Annotated in this window: 19 protein-coding genes; 13 read left to right on the forward strand and 6 right to left on the reverse strand. The window is 49.2% G+C overall.

All coding sequences use genetic code 11. From position 1 onward, the window contains the following. Nucleotides 1-268: 268 nt before the first annotated feature. Genes EG028_RS09755 through EG028_RS09770 form a run of 4 tightly spaced genes read left to right on the forward strand, consistent with a single transcriptional unit; the run spans nt 269 to nt 2,654 of the window. Nucleotides 269-1,144, forward strand: coding sequence for a DUF3822 family protein (locus EG028_RS09755; protein WP_120516091.1), 876 nt, complete (start codon nt 269-271; stop codon nt 1,142-1,144). After that, nucleotides 1,135-1,701: an RsmD family RNA methyltransferase gene (locus tag EG028_RS09760; RefSeq protein WP_120516090.1), complete on the forward strand. Its 567-nt coding sequence runs from the start codon at nt 1,135-1,137 to the stop codon at nt 1,699-1,701. Before EG028_RS09755 ends, EG028_RS09760 begins: the two co-directional genes overlap by 10 nt. 10 nt (nt 1,702-1,711) lie before the next feature. Beyond that, nucleotides 1,712-2,200: a pantetheine-phosphate adenylyltransferase gene (coaD, locus tag EG028_RS09765; RefSeq protein WP_120516089.1), complete on the forward strand. Its 489-nt coding sequence runs from the start codon at nt 1,712-1,714 to the stop codon at nt 2,198-2,200. Nucleotides 2,201-2,213: 13 nt separating this feature from the next. Then, a complete protein-coding gene (locus EG028_RS09770) occupies nt 2,214-2,654 on the forward strand; it encodes a hotdog fold thioesterase (RefSeq protein ID WP_120516088.1) in 441 nt (146 codons plus the stop codon). 119 nt (nt 2,655-2,773) lie between these two features. On the opposite strand, the gene EG028_RS09775 is transcribed toward EG028_RS09770, so the two are convergent. Then, nucleotides 2,774-3,502: a class I SAM-dependent methyltransferase gene (locus tag EG028_RS09775; RefSeq protein WP_120516087.1), complete on the reverse strand. Its 729-nt coding sequence runs from the start codon at nt 3,500-3,502 to the stop codon at nt 2,774-2,776. 3 nt (nt 3,503-3,505) lie between these two features. Further along, nucleotides 3,506-4,132 carry an NUDIX hydrolase gene (locus tag EG028_RS09780; protein WP_162946388.1) on the reverse strand — a complete coding sequence of 209 codons (627 nt, stop codon included), beginning with the start codon at nt 4,130-4,132 and terminating at the stop codon, nt 3,506-3,508. Nucleotides 4,133-4,180: 48 nt separating this feature from the next. Between EG028_RS09780 and pyrE the strand changes: the two genes are divergently transcribed. Then, nucleotides 4,181-4,816, forward strand: a complete 636-nt coding sequence (gene pyrE / locus EG028_RS09785; protein WP_120516085.1) for an orotate phosphoribosyltransferase — start codon at nt 4,181-4,183, stop codon at nt 4,814-4,816. A gap of 53 nt (nt 4,817-4,869) precedes the next feature. After that, entirely contained in the window at nt 4,870-5,244 is a 375-nt protein-coding gene (locus EG028_RS09790) for a heavy-metal-associated domain-containing protein (RefSeq protein WP_120516084.1), read from the forward strand. 54 nt (nt 5,245-5,298) lie between these two features. On the opposite strand, the gene EG028_RS09795 is transcribed toward EG028_RS09790, so the two are convergent. Next, a complete protein-coding gene (locus EG028_RS09795; protein ID WP_162946387.1) occupies nt 5,299-6,063 on the reverse strand; it encodes a DUF4262 domain-containing protein in 765 nt (254 codons plus the stop codon). A gap of 89 nt (nt 6,064-6,152) precedes the next feature. Further along, a complete protein-coding gene (locus EG028_RS09800) occupies nt 6,153-6,608 on the reverse strand; it encodes an LEA type 2 family protein (protein ID WP_120516082.1) in 456 nt (151 codons plus the stop codon). A gap of 340 nt (nt 6,609-6,948) precedes the next feature. Here EG028_RS09800 and EG028_RS09805 point away from each other — a divergent pair, with 340 nt between their 5' ends. The 3 genes from EG028_RS09805 (at nt 6,949) to EG028_RS09815 (ending at nt 10,276) form a co-directional block, all read left to right on the forward strand. Next, the gene (locus EG028_RS09805) at nt 6,949-7,581 is read left to right on the forward strand and encodes a WbqC family protein (protein WP_120516081.1); all 633 of its coding nucleotides are present in this window, start codon (nt 6,949-6,951) and stop codon (nt 7,579-7,581) included. 304 nt (nt 7,582-7,885) lie between these two features. Then, nucleotides 7,886-9,283: a type III PLP-dependent enzyme domain-containing protein gene (locus tag EG028_RS09810; protein WP_120516080.1), complete on the forward strand. Its 1,398-nt coding sequence runs from the start codon at nt 7,886-7,888 to the stop codon at nt 9,281-9,283. Between the two features lie 531 nt (nt 9,284-9,814). Next, nucleotides 9,815-10,276: a nuclear transport factor 2 family protein gene (locus tag EG028_RS09815; protein WP_120516079.1), complete on the forward strand. Its 462-nt coding sequence runs from the start codon at nt 9,815-9,817 to the stop codon at nt 10,274-10,276. Between the two features lie 5 nt (nt 10,277-10,281). On the opposite strand, the gene EG028_RS09820 is transcribed toward EG028_RS09815, so the two are convergent. Continuing rightward, nucleotides 10,282-11,115, reverse strand: coding sequence for a hypothetical protein (locus EG028_RS09820; protein WP_120516078.1), 834 nt, complete (start codon nt 11,113-11,115; stop codon nt 10,282-10,284). Nucleotides 11,116-11,279: 164 nt separating this feature from the next. Continuing rightward, entirely contained in the window at nt 11,280-11,720 is a 441-nt protein-coding gene (locus tag EG028_RS09825; RefSeq protein ID WP_120516077.1) for an Hsp20/alpha crystallin family protein, read from the reverse strand. 490 nt (nt 11,721-12,210) lie between these two features. Between EG028_RS09825 and EG028_RS09830 the strand changes: the two genes are divergently transcribed. From EG028_RS09830 to EG028_RS09845, 4 genes are all read left to right on the forward strand, one after another. Then, complete coding sequence (locus EG028_RS09830; RefSeq protein WP_120516076.1) at nt 12,211-12,624, forward strand: BrxA/BrxB family bacilliredoxin; 414 nt, start codon at nt 12,211-12,213, stop codon at nt 12,622-12,624. Between the two features lie 142 nt (nt 12,625-12,766). Continuing rightward, nucleotides 12,767-14,062 carry a prolipoprotein diacylglyceryl transferase gene (locus EG028_RS09835; protein ID WP_120516075.1) on the forward strand — a complete coding sequence of 432 codons (1,296 nt, stop codon included), beginning with the start codon at nt 12,767-12,769 and terminating at the stop codon, nt 14,060-14,062. Continuing rightward, nucleotides 14,063-14,488 (forward strand): hemerythrin domain-containing protein, encoded by a 426-nt coding sequence (locus EG028_RS09840; RefSeq protein ID WP_120516074.1) that lies wholly within the window; start codon nt 14,063-14,065, stop codon nt 14,486-14,488. A 27-nt stretch (nt 14,489-14,515) separates the two neighbouring features. Next, nucleotides 14,516-15,562: a DUF2167 domain-containing protein gene (locus EG028_RS09845; RefSeq protein WP_120516073.1), complete on the forward strand. Its 1,047-nt coding sequence runs from the start codon at nt 14,516-14,518 to the stop codon at nt 15,560-15,562. The last annotated feature ends 231 nt before the right edge of the window (nt 15,563-15,793 follow it).

Raw genomic sequence — 15,793 nt, forward strand, 5'->3', positions numbered from 1 at the left:
TGTCAGGTTTCCGCGCGAAAATTTAGGCCAGCAAGTTATTGAAAAAGAAGCTCCCGGCGATGAGTTTGGCGCCTAAAAGGAGCAATTCCATTCGTCCGTTTTAAATCAGGTTTCTCCTGCCTGCTCCAACGGATATCAAAGTTTTCATAAAAAGAACCGGGCTATGTGTTTCAGGGCTGTGGGCACAGCTTTTTATGGAAATTTTAGTATCCGTTGGAGCTTTTTGTTTATTATTGTGCCTTTAGTCTGTTAAACTTCTTTTTCAAAAATGCCCGTGGCATACACCATACAACCGACATACGCGATAGACGACGCCTCCCTGCTGGAGACGGACCTCACTACCTGCACCCTGCTTGTGCTTATCGGCGCGGGCACGTTCAGTTACGCGGTGATGTCTCCCCTGCACCGGAAGTTCCTGGCGCTGAAGAGTTACAGCTACCAGCCTAAGACGGTGGCGATGGCGGACCTGGAGATGATCGAGCAGATATTTGATGCGGACAAACTTCTTTTTACGGCTTTTAAACAGGTGCTGCTGGCTTTCGATTCGCCGGACAACACACTGGTGCCGGAAAAACATTTCCAGCCGCACCTGAAAAAGGATTACCTGAGGGCCGTGCTGCCTGAAAAACTTCATGAAGCCGTGCTGACCGATATGCTGCCGGACCTGGGGCTGGTGAATGTATTTGCGGTGGATAAGGATACGCTGGGATTCCTGCGGAAAGAATTTTCCACAGACAGCGTGATCCACGCGCATTCCGCTTTGCTGAAAGCTTACCAGGGAGACCGGGACATCCACCAATCCGAAGGACTGGCCTTTATTGAAGTGGCCCCCCAGCAATTTACATTAACCATTTACGCCGCCGGCAAGCTGCAGATGCAACAGCAGTATATTTACCGGAGCGGGCTTGATATCGTTTATTACATCGTCAATTCCCTGCGCCAGCTGGGCTTTGCGGAGCAGCAGGCCAGGATCAAACTGGGCGGCGCGGTGACACAGGATTCCCAGGTATACCAGGAGCTGAACCGCTTCCTGCCAAGACTGGAATGGGTACACAAACCTGACGGGTACCTGTATATCCCGAGAATGAACGAATTGCCGCCGCATCATTTCCACAATCTTTATGCTCTGGCATTATGCGTATAATAGGAGGCACATTGGGCGGTCACCGGATCAGCCCCCCTGCGAATATGCCGCATACACGGCCCACTACGGACATAGCGAAAGGCGGACTTTTTAATATCATCGAAAACAACCTGGATATCTCCACCCTCAAAACGCTGGATATCTTCGGCGGCACCGGGGCCATCAGTTATGAACTGGCTTCCCGCGGAGCTACCGATCAGACGATCGTGGAGAAAGATAACGCCATGGCGGACTTCATTGCCAAAACCGCCGCCACGCTGGGCGTAAATCTCAAGCTGGTGCGGATGGACGTGTTCAGGTTCCTGGAGCAGTGCAACGAGCAGTTCGATTTTATCTTTGCCGGGCCGCCTTATGCGCTGGGAACGATAGACGAGCTGCCGAAGATCGTTTTCAAAAAGGAGCTACTGAAGCCGGAAGGCTGGTTTGTGCTGGAACATACGCCGCGCAACGACTACAAACAATTCAGCTATTACCGCTCTCAACGGAATTACGGAACCACTATTTTCTCTATATTCATCAACCGGGAAGAATTACGGAAACCCTCTCCCGGAGAATAACACATCAAGTATGCAAAGAATCTGCTTATTCCCCGGTACTTTCGATCCAGTAACGCTGGGCCATACCGATATTATCGACCGGGCGCTGCCGCTTTTTGATGAACTGGTGATCGGCATCGGGGTGAATTCAGGAAAAGAACCAATGTTCAGCGTGGAGCAGCGGGTGGAATGGATCAGGGAGATCTACCGCGGCCAGCCTACCATCAGGGTAACTTCATATGAAGGGCTGACGGTGAATTTCTGTAAAGAGATAGGCGCTAAGTTCATCCTGAGAGGTATCCGTTATGTGAGTGATTTTGAATATGAAAAAGCGATCGCGGACATCAACCGGAAAATGGATCACGATGTGGAAACCATATTCCTGACCTGTTCCCCCGAATATTCCACCATTGCCAGTACGCTGGTAAGGGATGTGATCCGGCATGGCGGGCCCGCGGCGCAGTTCCTCCCGGAGCAGGTTGCGGAATCGATCATCGGGGCGGCAAAGAAAAAATCGTAAAAAGCTATATAACATGAAACCAATCTGGTTTTCGCTGGATATCTCACTGGACCAGCTCAATGAAAATGCTGCGAATACGATGGGCCCTTACCTGGGTATGGAGTTCACGGAGATAGGCCCGGATTACCTGCGGGCGATGATGCCGGTGGACCACCGTACTATCCAGCCTTACGGGTTGCTGCATGGCGGAGCTTCCGCGGCATTGGCCGAAACGGTAGGGAGTGTGGCTTCCGCGCTGGTGATAGACCAGCAGAAGCAGATATGCGTGGGGCTGGAAATCAATGCAAACCACGTGAGAGGCGTACGTGAAGGGTATGTGCATGCCATTGCCAAACCTTTGCATCTCGGCGGCACCACGCATGTATGGGACATCCGTATTACGGACGACCATCACAAGCTGGTGTGCGTGAGCCGGCTCACGGTAGCCGTATTGCCGAAAAGAGAGCAGGTTTAATACCGGTTAAACCGCTTCAGTAAATAGTTCGCACCCTCCAGGCATTCCGGCGGGGAGTACCGGTGAATCATGGGGCTCCGTGTCATTCCACGGAGGAGTACGGCGGGGCCGAAAATCGTTTACCCCCTGTTCTTTTCCGCCACCAGGTAATGCATCCGGGCAATCACTTCGTGATCCAATACGTTGAAGCCGGCCGCGGTAAGCATCATTTTTACCTGTTCAATCCCCAGCCGCAGTTTTTGATAGCTGCTTACTTTCTGTATCCACTGCCCGTTTATTTTTTCCATCAGCACATCAAACACCCTTACAAATCCCGGGAAATATTCCAGGAAACAGGTGTGTATGCGCTCATCCTCCGCTTTTACGGGAATGAACCTTTCCTCCCCGTGCAGCTCCTGGGTGAGATCGCGGAAAGACAATACCAGCTTGCCTGAAGCCGGCAGCATCCGTTGCCATTGCTCCAGCAGGGTACTTACCTGCTGCACGCTTTCAAGATGGGTGAGGGTATCGCCCATACAGGTGATCAGCTCCGCATCCATGGCGTACTGCGCGCTGTTTGTGAGGTTTGCCAGGATGGTGCGTACAGGCATGCCCTTGGCGCGGGCGTTCAGCTCGGAAAGAAGGTGCTGGTTGAAGTCCACGGCAAATACAGTGAACCCGAGATTGGCCAGGGAGATGGTCTGCAGGCCATGGCCCGCTCCAAGATCAACAGCCACGCGGTTGCCGGAGGGGGTAATGTGTTTGCGGGTGAAGTAGGCTTCCTGTTCCTGCTGCTTCGTCTCGAAATTCCCGGTCATCCAGGCATAGAAGGCAGCCAGGTGATTGTCATAATGGTCTTTGGCATTCATAGGTTAGAGTTTATATCCTGCTTTTACTACCACATCAACGATGTTCTGGTAAGAGTATTGCATGTACTTGCCCAGGTTATCCGGGCGTATCCACTGGATGTCCATAATATCTTCTTCGATCTGGGGGATGGTGAGTTCCGTGCCGGTAAAGTACATACGGTACCAGTAGCTGTGTTTCAGCACTTTTTTCTCTTTGAGGGGGTAATAATGGTAAGTTTCGGTGATGAGGTGGCCCAGCCGTACGTTCCGGAGGCCGGTTTCTTCCTGCACTTCGCGGAGGGCGCATTGTTCGAGGGTTTCCCCGTCATCCAGCTTGCCTTTGGGCATATCCCACTTACCCCGGCGGAACATCAGCAGCACCTCGCCGGTGGCATTGGTGATAAGGCCTCCCGCCGCGACAAACTCCGTAAAGTGACTTTTCACCTGCGCCAGCACGGTTTCGGGGTTTGGGCTCCGGAGCACGGCCATGGGCAGTTCGCCTTTGTCCAGCAGGCGGATGGTCTGGGCGGTCTCTTCGTCAGAAGGGGAAAAAAGGGTGGCGGCATTTACGAATTCGGGGGAGAGATGTTGTTGCAGACCGGCTATTACCAGCGGCTTTTCATTTATATATATATTAACGGGTGTTTCCATGCTGCAAAAATAATCCTTTGCATTATTCATCGTACTTTTGCCCCCGTTATGAATAATGTCAGCGAAAAACAGGTAGCTGAAAAGCTGCTCCAGATCCAGGCCGTGAAACTTAGCCCGGCTCAGCCCTTTACCTGGGCTTCAGGTTGGAAATCTCCGATCTATTGTGATAACCGCACGGTGTTATCTTATCCGTACGTTCGTGATTTTATCAAATCCGAGCTGTGCAACCTGGTATTTGAAACATTCCCGGACGCGGCCGTTATTGCCGGCGTGGCTACGGCGGGCATCCCGCATGGTGCAATGGTGGCGGATCAGCTGAAGCTGCCCTTTATTTATGTACGCTCCAAGCCGAAGGAACATGGCATGGGCAACCGGATCGAAGGCGTATTGCAGCCCGGGCAGCCCGTGGTGGTAGTGGAAGACCTGATCTCCACCGGCAAAAGCAGCCTGGAAGCCGTGCAGGCTATCCGTGAGGCAGGCGGCGAGGTGATCGGTATGGTGTCTATCTTCAATTATGGGTTTGATATAGCCGTAAAAGCATTCGAAGCAGCAGGCGTACCGTTTAAATCCCTGAGCAATTACAGCGCCCTGATAGAACTGGCGGTGGAAAAAGGCCAGGTATCCGCGGATGAGCAGGATACCCTGAACGCCTGGAGATCAGCTCCCGATGTATGGGGGAAATAAACGGGATATATTTACGTTTATTTGTATATTGTGAGTCTCTAAATAATCATGCTATGCGTATCATTCAATTAATGCTGGTGTTCATGTTGTGCGGTGCAGGAGCTGCCATGGCCCAGGCTAACAAGCAGACGCTCGTTACGGCAAAGATCAAGGTGCCGACGGTGCAGTGCAATATGTGCAAGGATAAGATCCAGCGCTATTTCCTGAAAGAAGAAGGTGTAAAGAGTATGGTGGTGGACGTTAAAAAGAAAGAAGCTACTGTAAAATATTATACCGACCGTACGAATATCGAGAACATCAAGACCGGTATTGCCAATGCGGGTTATGATGCGGACGATGTGACGGCGAATGAAGATTCCTACAACGATCTGCCCAAGTGTTGCAAGAAACCGGAAGATGGCGGCGGGCCTGTGAAGAAAAAAGGATAAAAAGAAAGATATTGATGTTGGCCGTCCCGGTATTCCGGGGCGGTTTTTTTGTGCCTATACTTCCCCGTCATCTTCTTCCTCTTCCTCAGCATATTCCCAATCGTCTGCTGTAGAAGCCCGCCATGCCTGGCCACCAAACGGTAAGCTAAACAGTTCATTTATTGACGGGTCAAGCCGGGTTACTTCCTCAAAGCTTACCAGAATTATATCCTTTCCGTCGGGTTCCGGGGTGGTGTGGAAATGCCAGGCACCGTCCTCATCGTGGTAAACAGACAGTACGGGATCACCCTTTAATGCCTGTTTTGTGACAAAAACCGCCGTATTTCTTTCTTCATAAAATTTAAAATCCGTACTCCTGTCGAGCAAGGGTTGTTTGAATTTCCAGGCAGGATTAAACTCCGGATCCCATGGGAAATGGTGTTGTTTATCCGGCCAAACGAGCTGTAACAGGGGGAAATCGAATGTCATATCATAAAACCAGCCTGCATATCCTACATAATCCTGGTAATATTCTTTGTCCACCTCAAGGAACCGTATCTCAAAACCCTCCAGGAAACCGGTATAAGTTCTGTTCGCCGTCAGGGTTTCTCCTTTTTTGATAAGGTCGCAGGCATGGTTAAGAATGGATCCCATTACCGCAGGTTTTAAGCCGAAGCAGATCAGTTCCGGGTGCCCAAACTCCTTGTAAAGACCGATGGAATAAACAAAACCAGGCAGCGCATCTGTATTGATCTGTACCAGATGGCAGCCAAATTTTGAGATGTTATCGAGGATAGTTTGCCTGGCGTCCTGGCCGGAGGGGTCTTGAAGGTCTGACATCTTAATAGTTTGAGATGAATTACGCGGTTGTAAACTTGTCGTCATAAGGACAAAGAAGGGGGGATTTTACGCTTGCCTGAACGATCCGATCAGAAAAAATCCAATTTCTGTTTCGTTTCGCAACGGATCGGGAAGGGAAGAAAAACGCCTTTTTTACCCACTTTGCAGTTTCCGGATGCCTTAATCGTCACTTCTTTATTCCCCAGGGCGCCGAGCACATTTTTAAAAACGTTGCCCATTTCCACCTCCAGTTTCACCGGGAAATAAAAAGTGTCCCGCGCCGGGATATCGATCAGGGTATCCTGGAGGGAGTGGCCCACTTTTGTATCGTCCAGGAAAACGTCGAATTCCGCATCCTTCAGGCGGAGGGAAAAGTTGTTCGGGTTAAAATAAGCAAGCTCCATTTTAACGGTGCTTTTTGAAAAGCTCAGGCTCTCAAAATCGAAGCTGGCTACCCGGAGAAATTCCAGGTCCTTCATTTTATCGCAGGAGCTAAGACCTCCCCAAATGAGCACAATAACGAGACACCATTGAAACCGTTTCATGAACTGCTGATTAAGAATTTTATCAAACCTACGAAACTCCCTCTAAACAATACGTTAAAGATTCCTTTTTGGAAGGCTGGGAGCGGGCCTCCTACTTCACATTTTACTTCAAATAAAAACGAGTCAAAATCAATCATTTTTCTCACTAAGAACTTTAGTATTTTTGTTGACTTTTAGAATTCAGCTTAAAGTAGCGGTTTACTAAAGTAAATAGCATATTTAATATAATTCTATGAACTGCATTTCAATAAATTATGCCGTTACACCAAGAGCTTAACATTAAATTTCAAACAACAGGTTTTGATCGTTTTTACACTCGCAAAAGTTCAAAAGTGACTATATGACAGAAGTAGCCAATTCAAAAACATTACTAATTGAAAGTCAATATTTTCCATCAATTTATTTTTATAAAACTTTAATTGAAGGGCAAATATTACAAATAGAGAGATATGAGCACTACCAGAAGGTGAGTTTCAGGAACCGTTGTTACATCGCCGGGCCAAACGGCGTCATACTTTTGAGCGTTCCCCTTTCGAAAGGAAAAAATCAGCGGACGGTGATGAAGGACGTCCGGATCAGTAATGAAGAAAACTGGCAGGGTCTCCATTGGAAGACCCTCACTTCGGCTTACCGCCGGTCACCCTTTTTTGAATACTTCGAACCGGAGCTGGAAGGTTTGTACGAACGCCGGTTCGATTTTTTGCTGGACTGGAATATGGCCTGCCTGGAATGGGCGAACAAAGCTTTGGGGATCAGCCCGGAGATCAGGCTGACCGATTCCTTCCAGAAAACCTACGACCCGGCGGCGGGTATCATCGATAAAAGGGATCATATGGTGCCTGGTCAGCTGCCGGCTGCGGGAGCCCCGGAATACACCCAGGTGTTCGGGGAAAGAACCGGCTTTTTCCCGAACCTTAGCATTCTCGATCTGTTATTCTGTGAAGGAAAAAGGGGACTGGAACTATTAAAATGATTCTGAAGCAATTGTAATATTCCTGTCATGCTCTTATATATGAGGGATAAAGCTTCTGGATGATTGATATTTTAATTGAACATAAATGCATTCAATGAATTAAAAATCAGTGAATTAATCTAGTTTTCCACCTTTCATAAAAAAGAGGGAAAATTTTTGGATTTCCATTGGAACAAAATAGTAGATTTGCATCCGATTTTGCTGGTCAAACGACTTACGTAGGTGTATAAACCAGAAGTTTCCAGCTCATTTATACTGTAGTTTAAGTTTTATTACTAACTCTAAAATTCATTCACAGCGTTAAATGAACAACACCTACACGGACCTCGTTAACCAAACCTTCGAGTTCCCCCAGGAGGGTTTCGAAGTGAAGGAAAACAACCTGATATTTAACGGGTTGGATATCCGGGCCCTGATCGATAAGTACGGGACGCCTTTCAAACTGACCTATCTTCCCAAGATCGGGATGCAGGTGAACAGGGCGAAAAAGATGTTCCATGATGCGATCAAAAAGAACCGGTACGATGGCAATTATTATTATTGTTATTGCACCAAAAGTTCTCACTTCTCCTTTATAATGGAGGAGACCCTGAAGCACGATGTGCATATCGAAACCTCCTTTGCCTACGATATTGACATTATCAATAAACTGTACGAGAGGAAAAAGATTTCGAAAGACACGTTCATCATCTGCAACGGTTATAAGACCAAAACTTATACCCGGAGCATAGCCAAACTGGTGAATAGCGGTTTTACCAACGTAATACCCGTGCTGGACAATAAAGAAGAGCTGGAGGACTATTCCAAGTTCGTTCGCGGCAAGGAACCCCTGAAACTCGGGATCCGGATCGCGGCGGAAGAGGAGCCGACATTCGACTTTTATACCTCCCGTTTGGGCGTAGCCCCCCGCGACATCCTCGAGTTTTACGTGGACAAGCTGAAGGGCAATCCGAAGTTTGAGCTGAAAATGCTCCACTTCTTTATGAACAAGGGGATTAAGGATGATATATTTTACTGGAGCCAGTTCAACAAAGTGTTGAACCTCTATTGCCAGCTGAAGAAGATTGCTCCCGAACTGGAGAGCATCAACCTCGGCGGCGGCTTCCCGATCAAACACTCCCTCGGGTTCGACTACGATTACGCTTATATCGTAAACGAGATCGTGGCCAACATCAAGAGCGTTTGTAAAAAGAACAAAGTGCCCGTTCCGGACATTTACACGGAATTCGGGTCGTTCACAGTGGGAGAGAGCGGCGCGGTGATCTACAGCGTACTGGGTGAAAAACAGCAGAATGACCGTGAGGCCTGGTATATGATAGACAGTTCTTTCATTACCACGCTGCCGGATACCTGGGGCATAGGGGAGAAATTCCTGATGCTGCCTATCAACAAATGGGACCAGGAATACCAGGAGGTGCATCTTGGAGGGCTTACCTGCGACGGGTACGACTTCTACACCTCGGAAGAGCACATCAACGCCGTGTTCCTTCCGAAGCTGACCAACGGAGAGCCGCTGTATATCGGTTTCTTCCACACCGGCGCCTACCAGGATCAGCTGAGCGGGTACGGGGGCATCAAGCACTGCCTGATCCCTTCCCCCAAACACGTGATCGTGGGGTACGACAAAAACGGACAATTAAAAGATTGGTTATATGCCAAAGAGCAAACCGCTCAAAGCATGTTGAAAATTTTGGGTTATTAAAAAAATGGGTTAGTAATCCACTTAAAAACCCTCCGGTTCTCCGGAGGGTTTCTTTTTTTATAGCGGTTATAACCCGGTGCAACCGTTCGTACCAAAACGGCCGGTATTCCCAAAGGGGTTCAGTAATTTAAGTAAGGATAACCCGACGACTACGTTCTCTTTCCGCCCCTTTCGTTTTACGGAACCTGACTATCACATAATTGAATAGGCTCTCCACCCGGAGAGCCTACAATTTCATAGGATAGATCGATCCAACATTCATAGCAAGGGAATAAACGGAATACGAGGTATAAGGCAAAAGGGACAATTCACGGTACAAGGTAAATGGAACAAATCATGGCATAAGGAAAAAGGAAATCTCAAGGTATCGGGCAATAGGTTACGATTAATTGCTTCATTCAAAATTAGTTCGCCGGAATCCGATTGCAAATACCACTTAGTTGTATCTTTTAACAACTTTTTTACACAAAATGCGTTGCGCTACTTTTTATTCCATACCCGATAATATTAAATTAGGCTGATTTATCTATTATGAAATACTTGCATCTCATCCCGTTCGTTTTATTAATTATATGTTCCCGCCCGGCGGCAGCACAGCATTCAGAGGAAGAATCTGTAAAAAGTGCCATCCGTCAGCTATTTGAAGGAATGAAACGTGGGGACAGCGCGATGGTAAAGGCTGTGTTCTATGAAAACCCTGTAATGCAGACCGCGCTTACCACCAAAGACGGTACCCTGAAACTGGTCACCGCTTCCCTTGAAAAATTTCTAACAGCAGTAGGTACGCCTCACACGGACGTGTGGGATGAGCGGATTACGTTTAGCAAGGTTTTAGTGGACGGCCCGCTCGCAAGTGTCTGGACGCCATACTCGTTTTACCTCAACGACAAGTTCTCCCATTGCGGGGTCAATTCCTTTCAATTATTCAAAAGCCCGGAAGGATGGAAGATCATTTACCTGGTGGATACGCGAAGAAAAGATAACTGCCTGTAAAGGATCTATTCAGGCTGCCCGCCGTCCAGGTACTGGATGGCGGTATCGCATTGTTTTTCAATCTCGGAGAAACAGGCGTCCAGCATTTCGGTGTTGCCCTCTATATTTTCGGTCTTGCCCGAGCGCGAAAGCCCTTTTACCAGCAGGAACTGCCTGGACAGCTTCTGGGTGATCATGGCGGTGAACTGCTGCTGCTGCTCCAGCCTTGCCTTCTGTTCCAAACGCGTGATATTCAGGTAATACACTCCCCATACCCGCAGGCATACGATCATGTAACCCGCCATCAGGAAGGGGGTAGCCAGGTATTTGTCAATAGCGGAATAGGTTGCCGGCAGCAGTACGGGTACGTTGTTTATTTTGATAAACGCCACCAGGCCCAGGTACAGGAACAAAACGGCGCTTAGTCCCGTCGCCGCCCGGAGGTTGATCACAAAATAACCAAGCAGGCAGGCCATCATCCAGGGTATGGCATAAATGGGGGATACGTCCAGGTCGTTTGTAAAGGAGCTGAGCATGGGTATCACCAGTGTATTGAGCGAGGCTACGGTGCCGGCTATGGCAATATTTACCCCGGCGGCCATGAGCAGGGCGCATAACACGAAAATGGAAACAAAGGAAACGGTGATAAAGGTGTTTGCCCAGTCGTGATGGTAAGCCACGGCGCCCAGGAAAGGCAGTAATACAAGGCTGTAGAAGAAAAGGTAGTCGAACAGCATTTTGATACGCGCCTGCTCATAAGGGCAGGAGGTACTGCGTATAAGCCTGCCTGTTACCCATTTTTCGGCGATGCCGTAAAGGGTGTTGGAAAGGCGTCGTATGCTGCTCGCTGTGGCTGACATGATAGGGGACAGGCTTTATATGGTTCTTCAACAAGGTACTCTCATCCGGCAAGCCTGCCATTCAACGTTAGTGGTAAATTTGGGGCATAAAAAAGGAGCCGCTCTTGAAAGAGCAGCTCCGTAATGTTGAAATTCGAATGTCAAATCGCAACTATTCCTAACCCTTATGCAACTGTAATTTCTTTTACGGCTTCCTGTTTTGCCTCTTTTTTAGGCAGGGTCAGTTTCAGGACACCGTTATCGTATTTCGCGTTGATCTTCTCCGCGTCCACGTTCTCGTCCAGGTTAAAGGAGCGGGAGAATGAACGGAAGCTGTATTCGCGGCGGATGTGTTTGTCGGTCTCTTCTTTCTGCTCCACTTTCTTTTCGGCGCTGATAGTCAGGGTCTGAGCGTCCAGTTTGATCTTGAAGTCTTCTTTTGCCAGGCCGGGGGCTACTACGTCCAGTACATAAGCTTCTTTGGTTTCGCTGATGTTCACCGGGGTGTGGCTGCCGAAGAAATCGGAAGTGGCGAAGTCGCGGTTAATGAATTTGCCGTTGAAAATATCGTCTACAAGGCTGCTAAAGGTCTTAACCGGCTGATGATTAAATTTTACGAGTGTCATAGTGTTTATAATTTTTTGAGTTAAACCATTTTTTTCGGTTACGTTGGGTGTAGATCAAACGGGATACCAATGCCGGAAAACGGTAAATTCAGCAGGAAAGGCGCTACTTTTAATGACAAGTTGTCAAATAATCTTCAAAATATCGGACAAATTGACGGAATCAGGATTCTGAGGCTGTCGTCCGGGGTAGGATGCGGGCCATGCTTGCCGGGCCGTAGAGAAGCCTGTTATGGTAGTATTTTGCTTTTTACCTGGAAAGTTGCCGTTCACTACCGGTGAAGCTACGGGAACCAGCCATGGTGCATATAGGAGAGATACAGGGAAGGCGGAGTTGAGGTGGACTTGATGTGGACTTGATCCGGCGTTGATCCGGTTAATATGCCATCAGGGGAGGAGGTGAGCCTGCGGAGTTTTCAAGAGAAGGCCGCTGGAACAGGATATTTATTGAAGTATGTCGATATATTATTAACTTTGTAAAAAATATACAATTATGTACCCTGCGGAACTCGTGATGCCGATGAAGGCAGAATTAACAGATAATGGTTTTGAAGAATTACTGACGCCCGGAAAAGTGGATGACGTATTAAAGGAAAGCGGTACTACCCTCGTGGTGATCAACTCCGTATGCGGCTGCTCCGCCGGTACAGCCCGCCCCGGTGTGCTGATGGCGGTGGCTACCAGCGAAAAGAAACCCGACAGGCTGACGACCAGCTTTGCGGGCTTTGACGCAGCTGCGGTACAGCAGATCCGTACGCACCTGATGCCTTATCCCCCTTCTTCCCCGTCCATCGCCCTTTTCAAAGACGGCCAGCTGGTGCACTTTATCGAGCGCCACATGATCGAAGGCCGTTCGGCTCAAATGATCGCAACCAACCTGTTGGCTGCTTTCGACGAATACTGTTAATAAATAGGAATAACGGTTACGGATGCTGTTTTTAAATTCGTAATGGTTAATTCATATTTGAAATGTAACTTGGTGGTTTGATTTTCCAACTGACTCAATTCGGCTTTGTTCATAGGAAAACAGATCACCATTTTTTTTGCCTATGTATCCTAACTTGTATTACGCTTTTAAGGATTTGCTCGGGGTGGAAATCCCCTTTCTTAAAGTATTGCAGACGTTCGGTTTTTTTGTTGCGCTGGCCTTCCTGGCAGCGGCTTATGTGCTCACCTCCGAATTACGGAGGCGCGAAAAGCTCGGTCTGCTTCATCCCGTACCTGAAACCACCACCATCGGTAAACCCGCATCCATGGGGGAGATCATCACCAGTGCGGTGATCGGTTTTATTATAGGTTTTAAAGTATTGGGTCTTATACCCGGCTTTGGCGGCAACGCAGGGGGCGACCTCCGCGATTATCTCCTCTCCGCACAGGGCAGCTTCATCGGCGGCATACTCGTGGCGGCAGCCATGGGATACTATAAATATTATACAAAGAAAAAGAAGGCCCTTCCCACTCCCAAACAGGAAAAAGTAATGGTATACCCGCACCAGCGGGTGCCGGACTTTACCATCATGGCCGCGGTGGCCGGTTTGATAGGGGCGAAGGTGTTCCATAACCTGGAGAACTGGGGAGAATTCATGAAAGACCCCTGGGGATCCATCTTTTCCGCCAGCGGCCTCACCTTTTATGGCGGCCTGATCGTGGCGGCATATGTAATTATCCGTTATGCCCACAAAAAAAGCATCAACTGGAAACACCTGATAGACAGCGCAGGCCCCGCCCTGATGCTGGCTTATGCCATCGGCCGCATGGGCTGCCAGTTTTCCGGCGATGGCGACTGGGGGATCAACAACAGCGCGTATGCTACAGACCCTTCCGGCAAAGTCGTGAAGATCGCGCCCGCGCAGTACCAGGAGATATTGCACAGGGATTCCGCGTATTTCACGCGGCAGTTCGGCAGCCTGGAAAATGTGCCCCACCGCAGCTTTGAGAAGCCCGCTTCGCTCAGCTGGCTCCCCGATTATTTTGTGGCTTACAGCTACCCGCACAACGTGGTGAACGATGGCATCCAGCTGGAAGGCTGCACCGGAGAGTATTGCAGCGCCCTGCCCGTGGGCGTTTTCCCGACGCCATTGTATGAGATCATCGTGTGCGGCCTGTTCTTTATCGTGCTGATGGCCATCCGCAAAAAAGTGACCACGCCCGGCGTGATCTTCGGTATTTACCTGATCCTCAACGGCGTGGAGCGTTTCTTCGTGGAAAAGATACGCGTCAATACAAAATATGATATCTTCGGCTTCCATCCCACCCAGGCAGAACTGATCGCCAGCCTGCTGGTGATAGGAGGGGCTGTACTGATCTGGTACGCCCGCAAAACGAATACGCCTAAAACAGCCTAGATGCAGCGTCATCCGAATTTAATTCCACTTTCGCACGAACATAAAAGCCTGCTTTTTGTGTGCAGGTACCTGAAAACAGATGCGGCCCCTTACGAGGGTTACCCGCTGGACACCAATGCCAAAATGGATTACATGGTAAAGGTTTTCCAGGAAGTAATGGTGCCGCACATCCAGAAAGAAGATCATTTGTTTGAGCAATGCAGGGGCTTTTTTCCTGAAATGGATACGATGCTGGACGAGCTGCTGGACGAGCACCGGGTGATTTCCGGGATGTACAGCGCGCTGGTGGACAGCAAAGACCTTATAACGGATATGGATACACTGGCGCGGAATCTCGAGGAACATATCCGGAAAGAAGAACGGGTCGTTTTTGAGAAAATGCAGGAACTGTTGCCCGATGTATTGGATAAGCTGAAGTTCGACTAAACGTTTTATTATCAATCTCCCTATATCATGAAAAAAACAATCCGGCTAATGGTTTGCGCGCTGGCCGTATGCCTCACCGCACACGCGCAGCTTGATACAAGTGGCCCCAGGGCAACGGAAGAAGAGCCAGAACAGGAGCTTTCCGAAGCAGAATACCTGGCCATGGCCAAAGTTTACACCGATTCCGTCAACGCCACATTTTCCTACAAAACAGGTATTATCAAACTGGGCAGCGGCGCCGTGCTGAACGTGCCCAAAGGTTTCCGTTACCTGGATGAGAAACAGAGCCACCGCGTGCTGGAAGACTTGTGGGGCAACCCCAAAGCCGCCACCCTCGGCCTGCTGGTGCCGGATTCGCTGGGTCCCATGAGCCCCGGCTGCTGGGTGTTCGATATCTCTTTTGAAGAGATCGGTTATGTGAAAGATGAAGATGCGGACAAGATAGATTACAACGACCTGCTGAAAGAACTAAAAAAAGAAACGCTGGAAGGCAATGCGGAAAGGGAAAAGCAGGGATATGACCCGATCGAGTTCATCGGCTGGGCTTCCACGCCTTATTATGATAAAGACAAGAAAACCCTTCATTGGGCGAGGGAGCTGAAATTCGGTGACAATGAAGATCATACGCTGAATTACAACGTGAGGATACTGGGGCGCAAAGGCGTGTTGTTTATGAATGCCATTGGCAATATGGAGAACCTGGAGGCGATCCGGCAGAACATCCCGGCGATCCTGGCCGCTACCACTTTCGAGAAAGGCGATGCTTATGCGGACTTTGACCCCGGTGTGGATGAAGTGGCCGCCTGGACCATCGGCGGGCTGGTGGCTGGAAAGGTATTGGCTAAGGCCGGCCTTTTTGCCCTGGTGCTGAAGTTCGGGAAGTTCATCGTGCTGGGCCTCATCGCTGGCGGCGCCGCTCTCTGGAGATGGATCACCGGCCGCAGGAGGAAAAATGAACTGGAAGACGGCTGGGTGATGCCCGCACCGAAAAAGGAAGGACCGTCGGAGCCGGAAACAGCTGCTTTGCCTGAAGCCGGGGAGGACCGGAAAGACGGCGGAAGCACATCATCCTGATCCGCAGCATATATATTATTATATAAAGGGAACCACCGGAAAGGGTGGTTCCCTTTTTTCTTTTGCCCCCATTCCACCCCCGATAAGCCCCGCTCATCAACTTACCAGGAAAACTTTGCAACATATTTAAAACCCGGTCGTCTTTTATCTGAATGCGATTTGCGAACGGAACAGCATGGATTTAACCTAACTAAGTTTTCCAGATTCAATTCCCGGTTTTTACCAATCGTC

This window comes from Chitinophaga barathri, from assembly GCF_003807585.1.
Classification (GTDB): domain Bacteria; phylum Bacteroidota; class Bacteroidia; order Chitinophagales; family Chitinophagaceae; genus Chitinophaga; species Chitinophaga barathri.

What these genes read in the sequence shown, in the direction of transcription:
- pyrE (WP_120516085.1), top strand. Translation starts at nt 4,181, where the DNA reads ATGAATAATGTCAGCGAAAAACAGGTAGCTGAAAAGCTGCTCCAGATC.
- EG028_RS09775 (WP_120516087.1), bottom strand. Translation starts at nt 3,502, where the DNA reads ATGAATGCCAAAGACCATTATGACAATCACCTGGCTGCCTTCTATGCC.
- EG028_RS09825 (WP_120516077.1), bottom strand. Translation starts at nt 11,720, where the DNA reads ATGACACTCGTAAAATTTAATCATCAGCCGGTTAAGACCTTTAGCAGC.
- EG028_RS09790 (WP_120516084.1), top strand. Translation starts at nt 4,870, where the DNA reads ATGCGTATCATTCAATTAATGCTGGTGTTCATGTTGTGCGGTGCAGGA.
- EG028_RS09815 (WP_120516079.1), top strand. Translation starts at nt 9,815, where the DNA reads ATGAAATACTTGCATCTCATCCCGTTCGTTTTATTAATTATATGTTCC.
- EG028_RS09760 (WP_120516090.1), top strand. Translation starts at nt 1,135, where the DNA reads ATGCGTATAATAGGAGGCACATTGGGCGGTCACCGGATCAGCCCCCCT.
- EG028_RS09770 (WP_120516088.1), top strand. Translation starts at nt 2,214, where the DNA reads ATGAAACCAATCTGGTTTTCGCTGGATATCTCACTGGACCAGCTCAAT.
- EG028_RS09830 (WP_120516076.1), top strand. Translation starts at nt 12,211, where the DNA reads ATGTACCCTGCGGAACTCGTGATGCCGATGAAGGCAGAATTAACAGAT.
- EG028_RS09795 (WP_162946387.1), bottom strand. Translation starts at nt 6,063, where the DNA reads ATGTCAGACCTTCAAGACCCCTCCGGCCAGGACGCCAGGCAAACTATC.
- EG028_RS09845 (WP_120516073.1), top strand. Translation starts at nt 14,516, where the DNA reads ATGAAAAAAACAATCCGGCTAATGGTTTGCGCGCTGGCCGTATGCCTC.
- EG028_RS09835 (WP_120516075.1), top strand. Translation starts at nt 12,767, where the DNA reads ATGTATCCTAACTTGTATTACGCTTTTAAGGATTTGCTCGGGGTGGAA.
- EG028_RS09800 (WP_120516082.1), bottom strand. Translation starts at nt 6,608, where the DNA reads ATGAAACGGTTTCAATGGTGTCTCGTTATTGTGCTCATTTGGGGAGGT.
- EG028_RS09755 (WP_120516091.1), top strand. Translation starts at nt 269, where the DNA reads ATGCCCGTGGCATACACCATACAACCGACATACGCGATAGACGACGCC.
- EG028_RS09840 (WP_120516074.1), top strand. Translation starts at nt 14,063, where the DNA reads ATGCAGCGTCATCCGAATTTAATTCCACTTTCGCACGAACATAAAAGC.
- EG028_RS09780 (WP_162946388.1), bottom strand. Translation starts at nt 4,132, where the DNA reads ATGGAAACACCCGTTAATATATATATAAATGAAAAGCCGCTGGTAATA.
- coaD (WP_120516089.1), top strand. Translation starts at nt 1,712, where the DNA reads ATGCAAAGAATCTGCTTATTCCCCGGTACTTTCGATCCAGTAACGCTG.
- EG028_RS09805 (WP_120516081.1), top strand. Translation starts at nt 6,949, where the DNA reads ATGACAGAAGTAGCCAATTCAAAAACATTACTAATTGAAAGTCAATAT.
- EG028_RS09820 (WP_120516078.1), bottom strand. Translation starts at nt 11,115, where the DNA reads ATGTCAGCCACAGCGAGCAGCATACGACGCCTTTCCAACACCCTTTAC.
- EG028_RS09810 (WP_120516080.1), top strand. Translation starts at nt 7,886, where the DNA reads ATGAACAACACCTACACGGACCTCGTTAACCAAACCTTCGAGTTCCCC.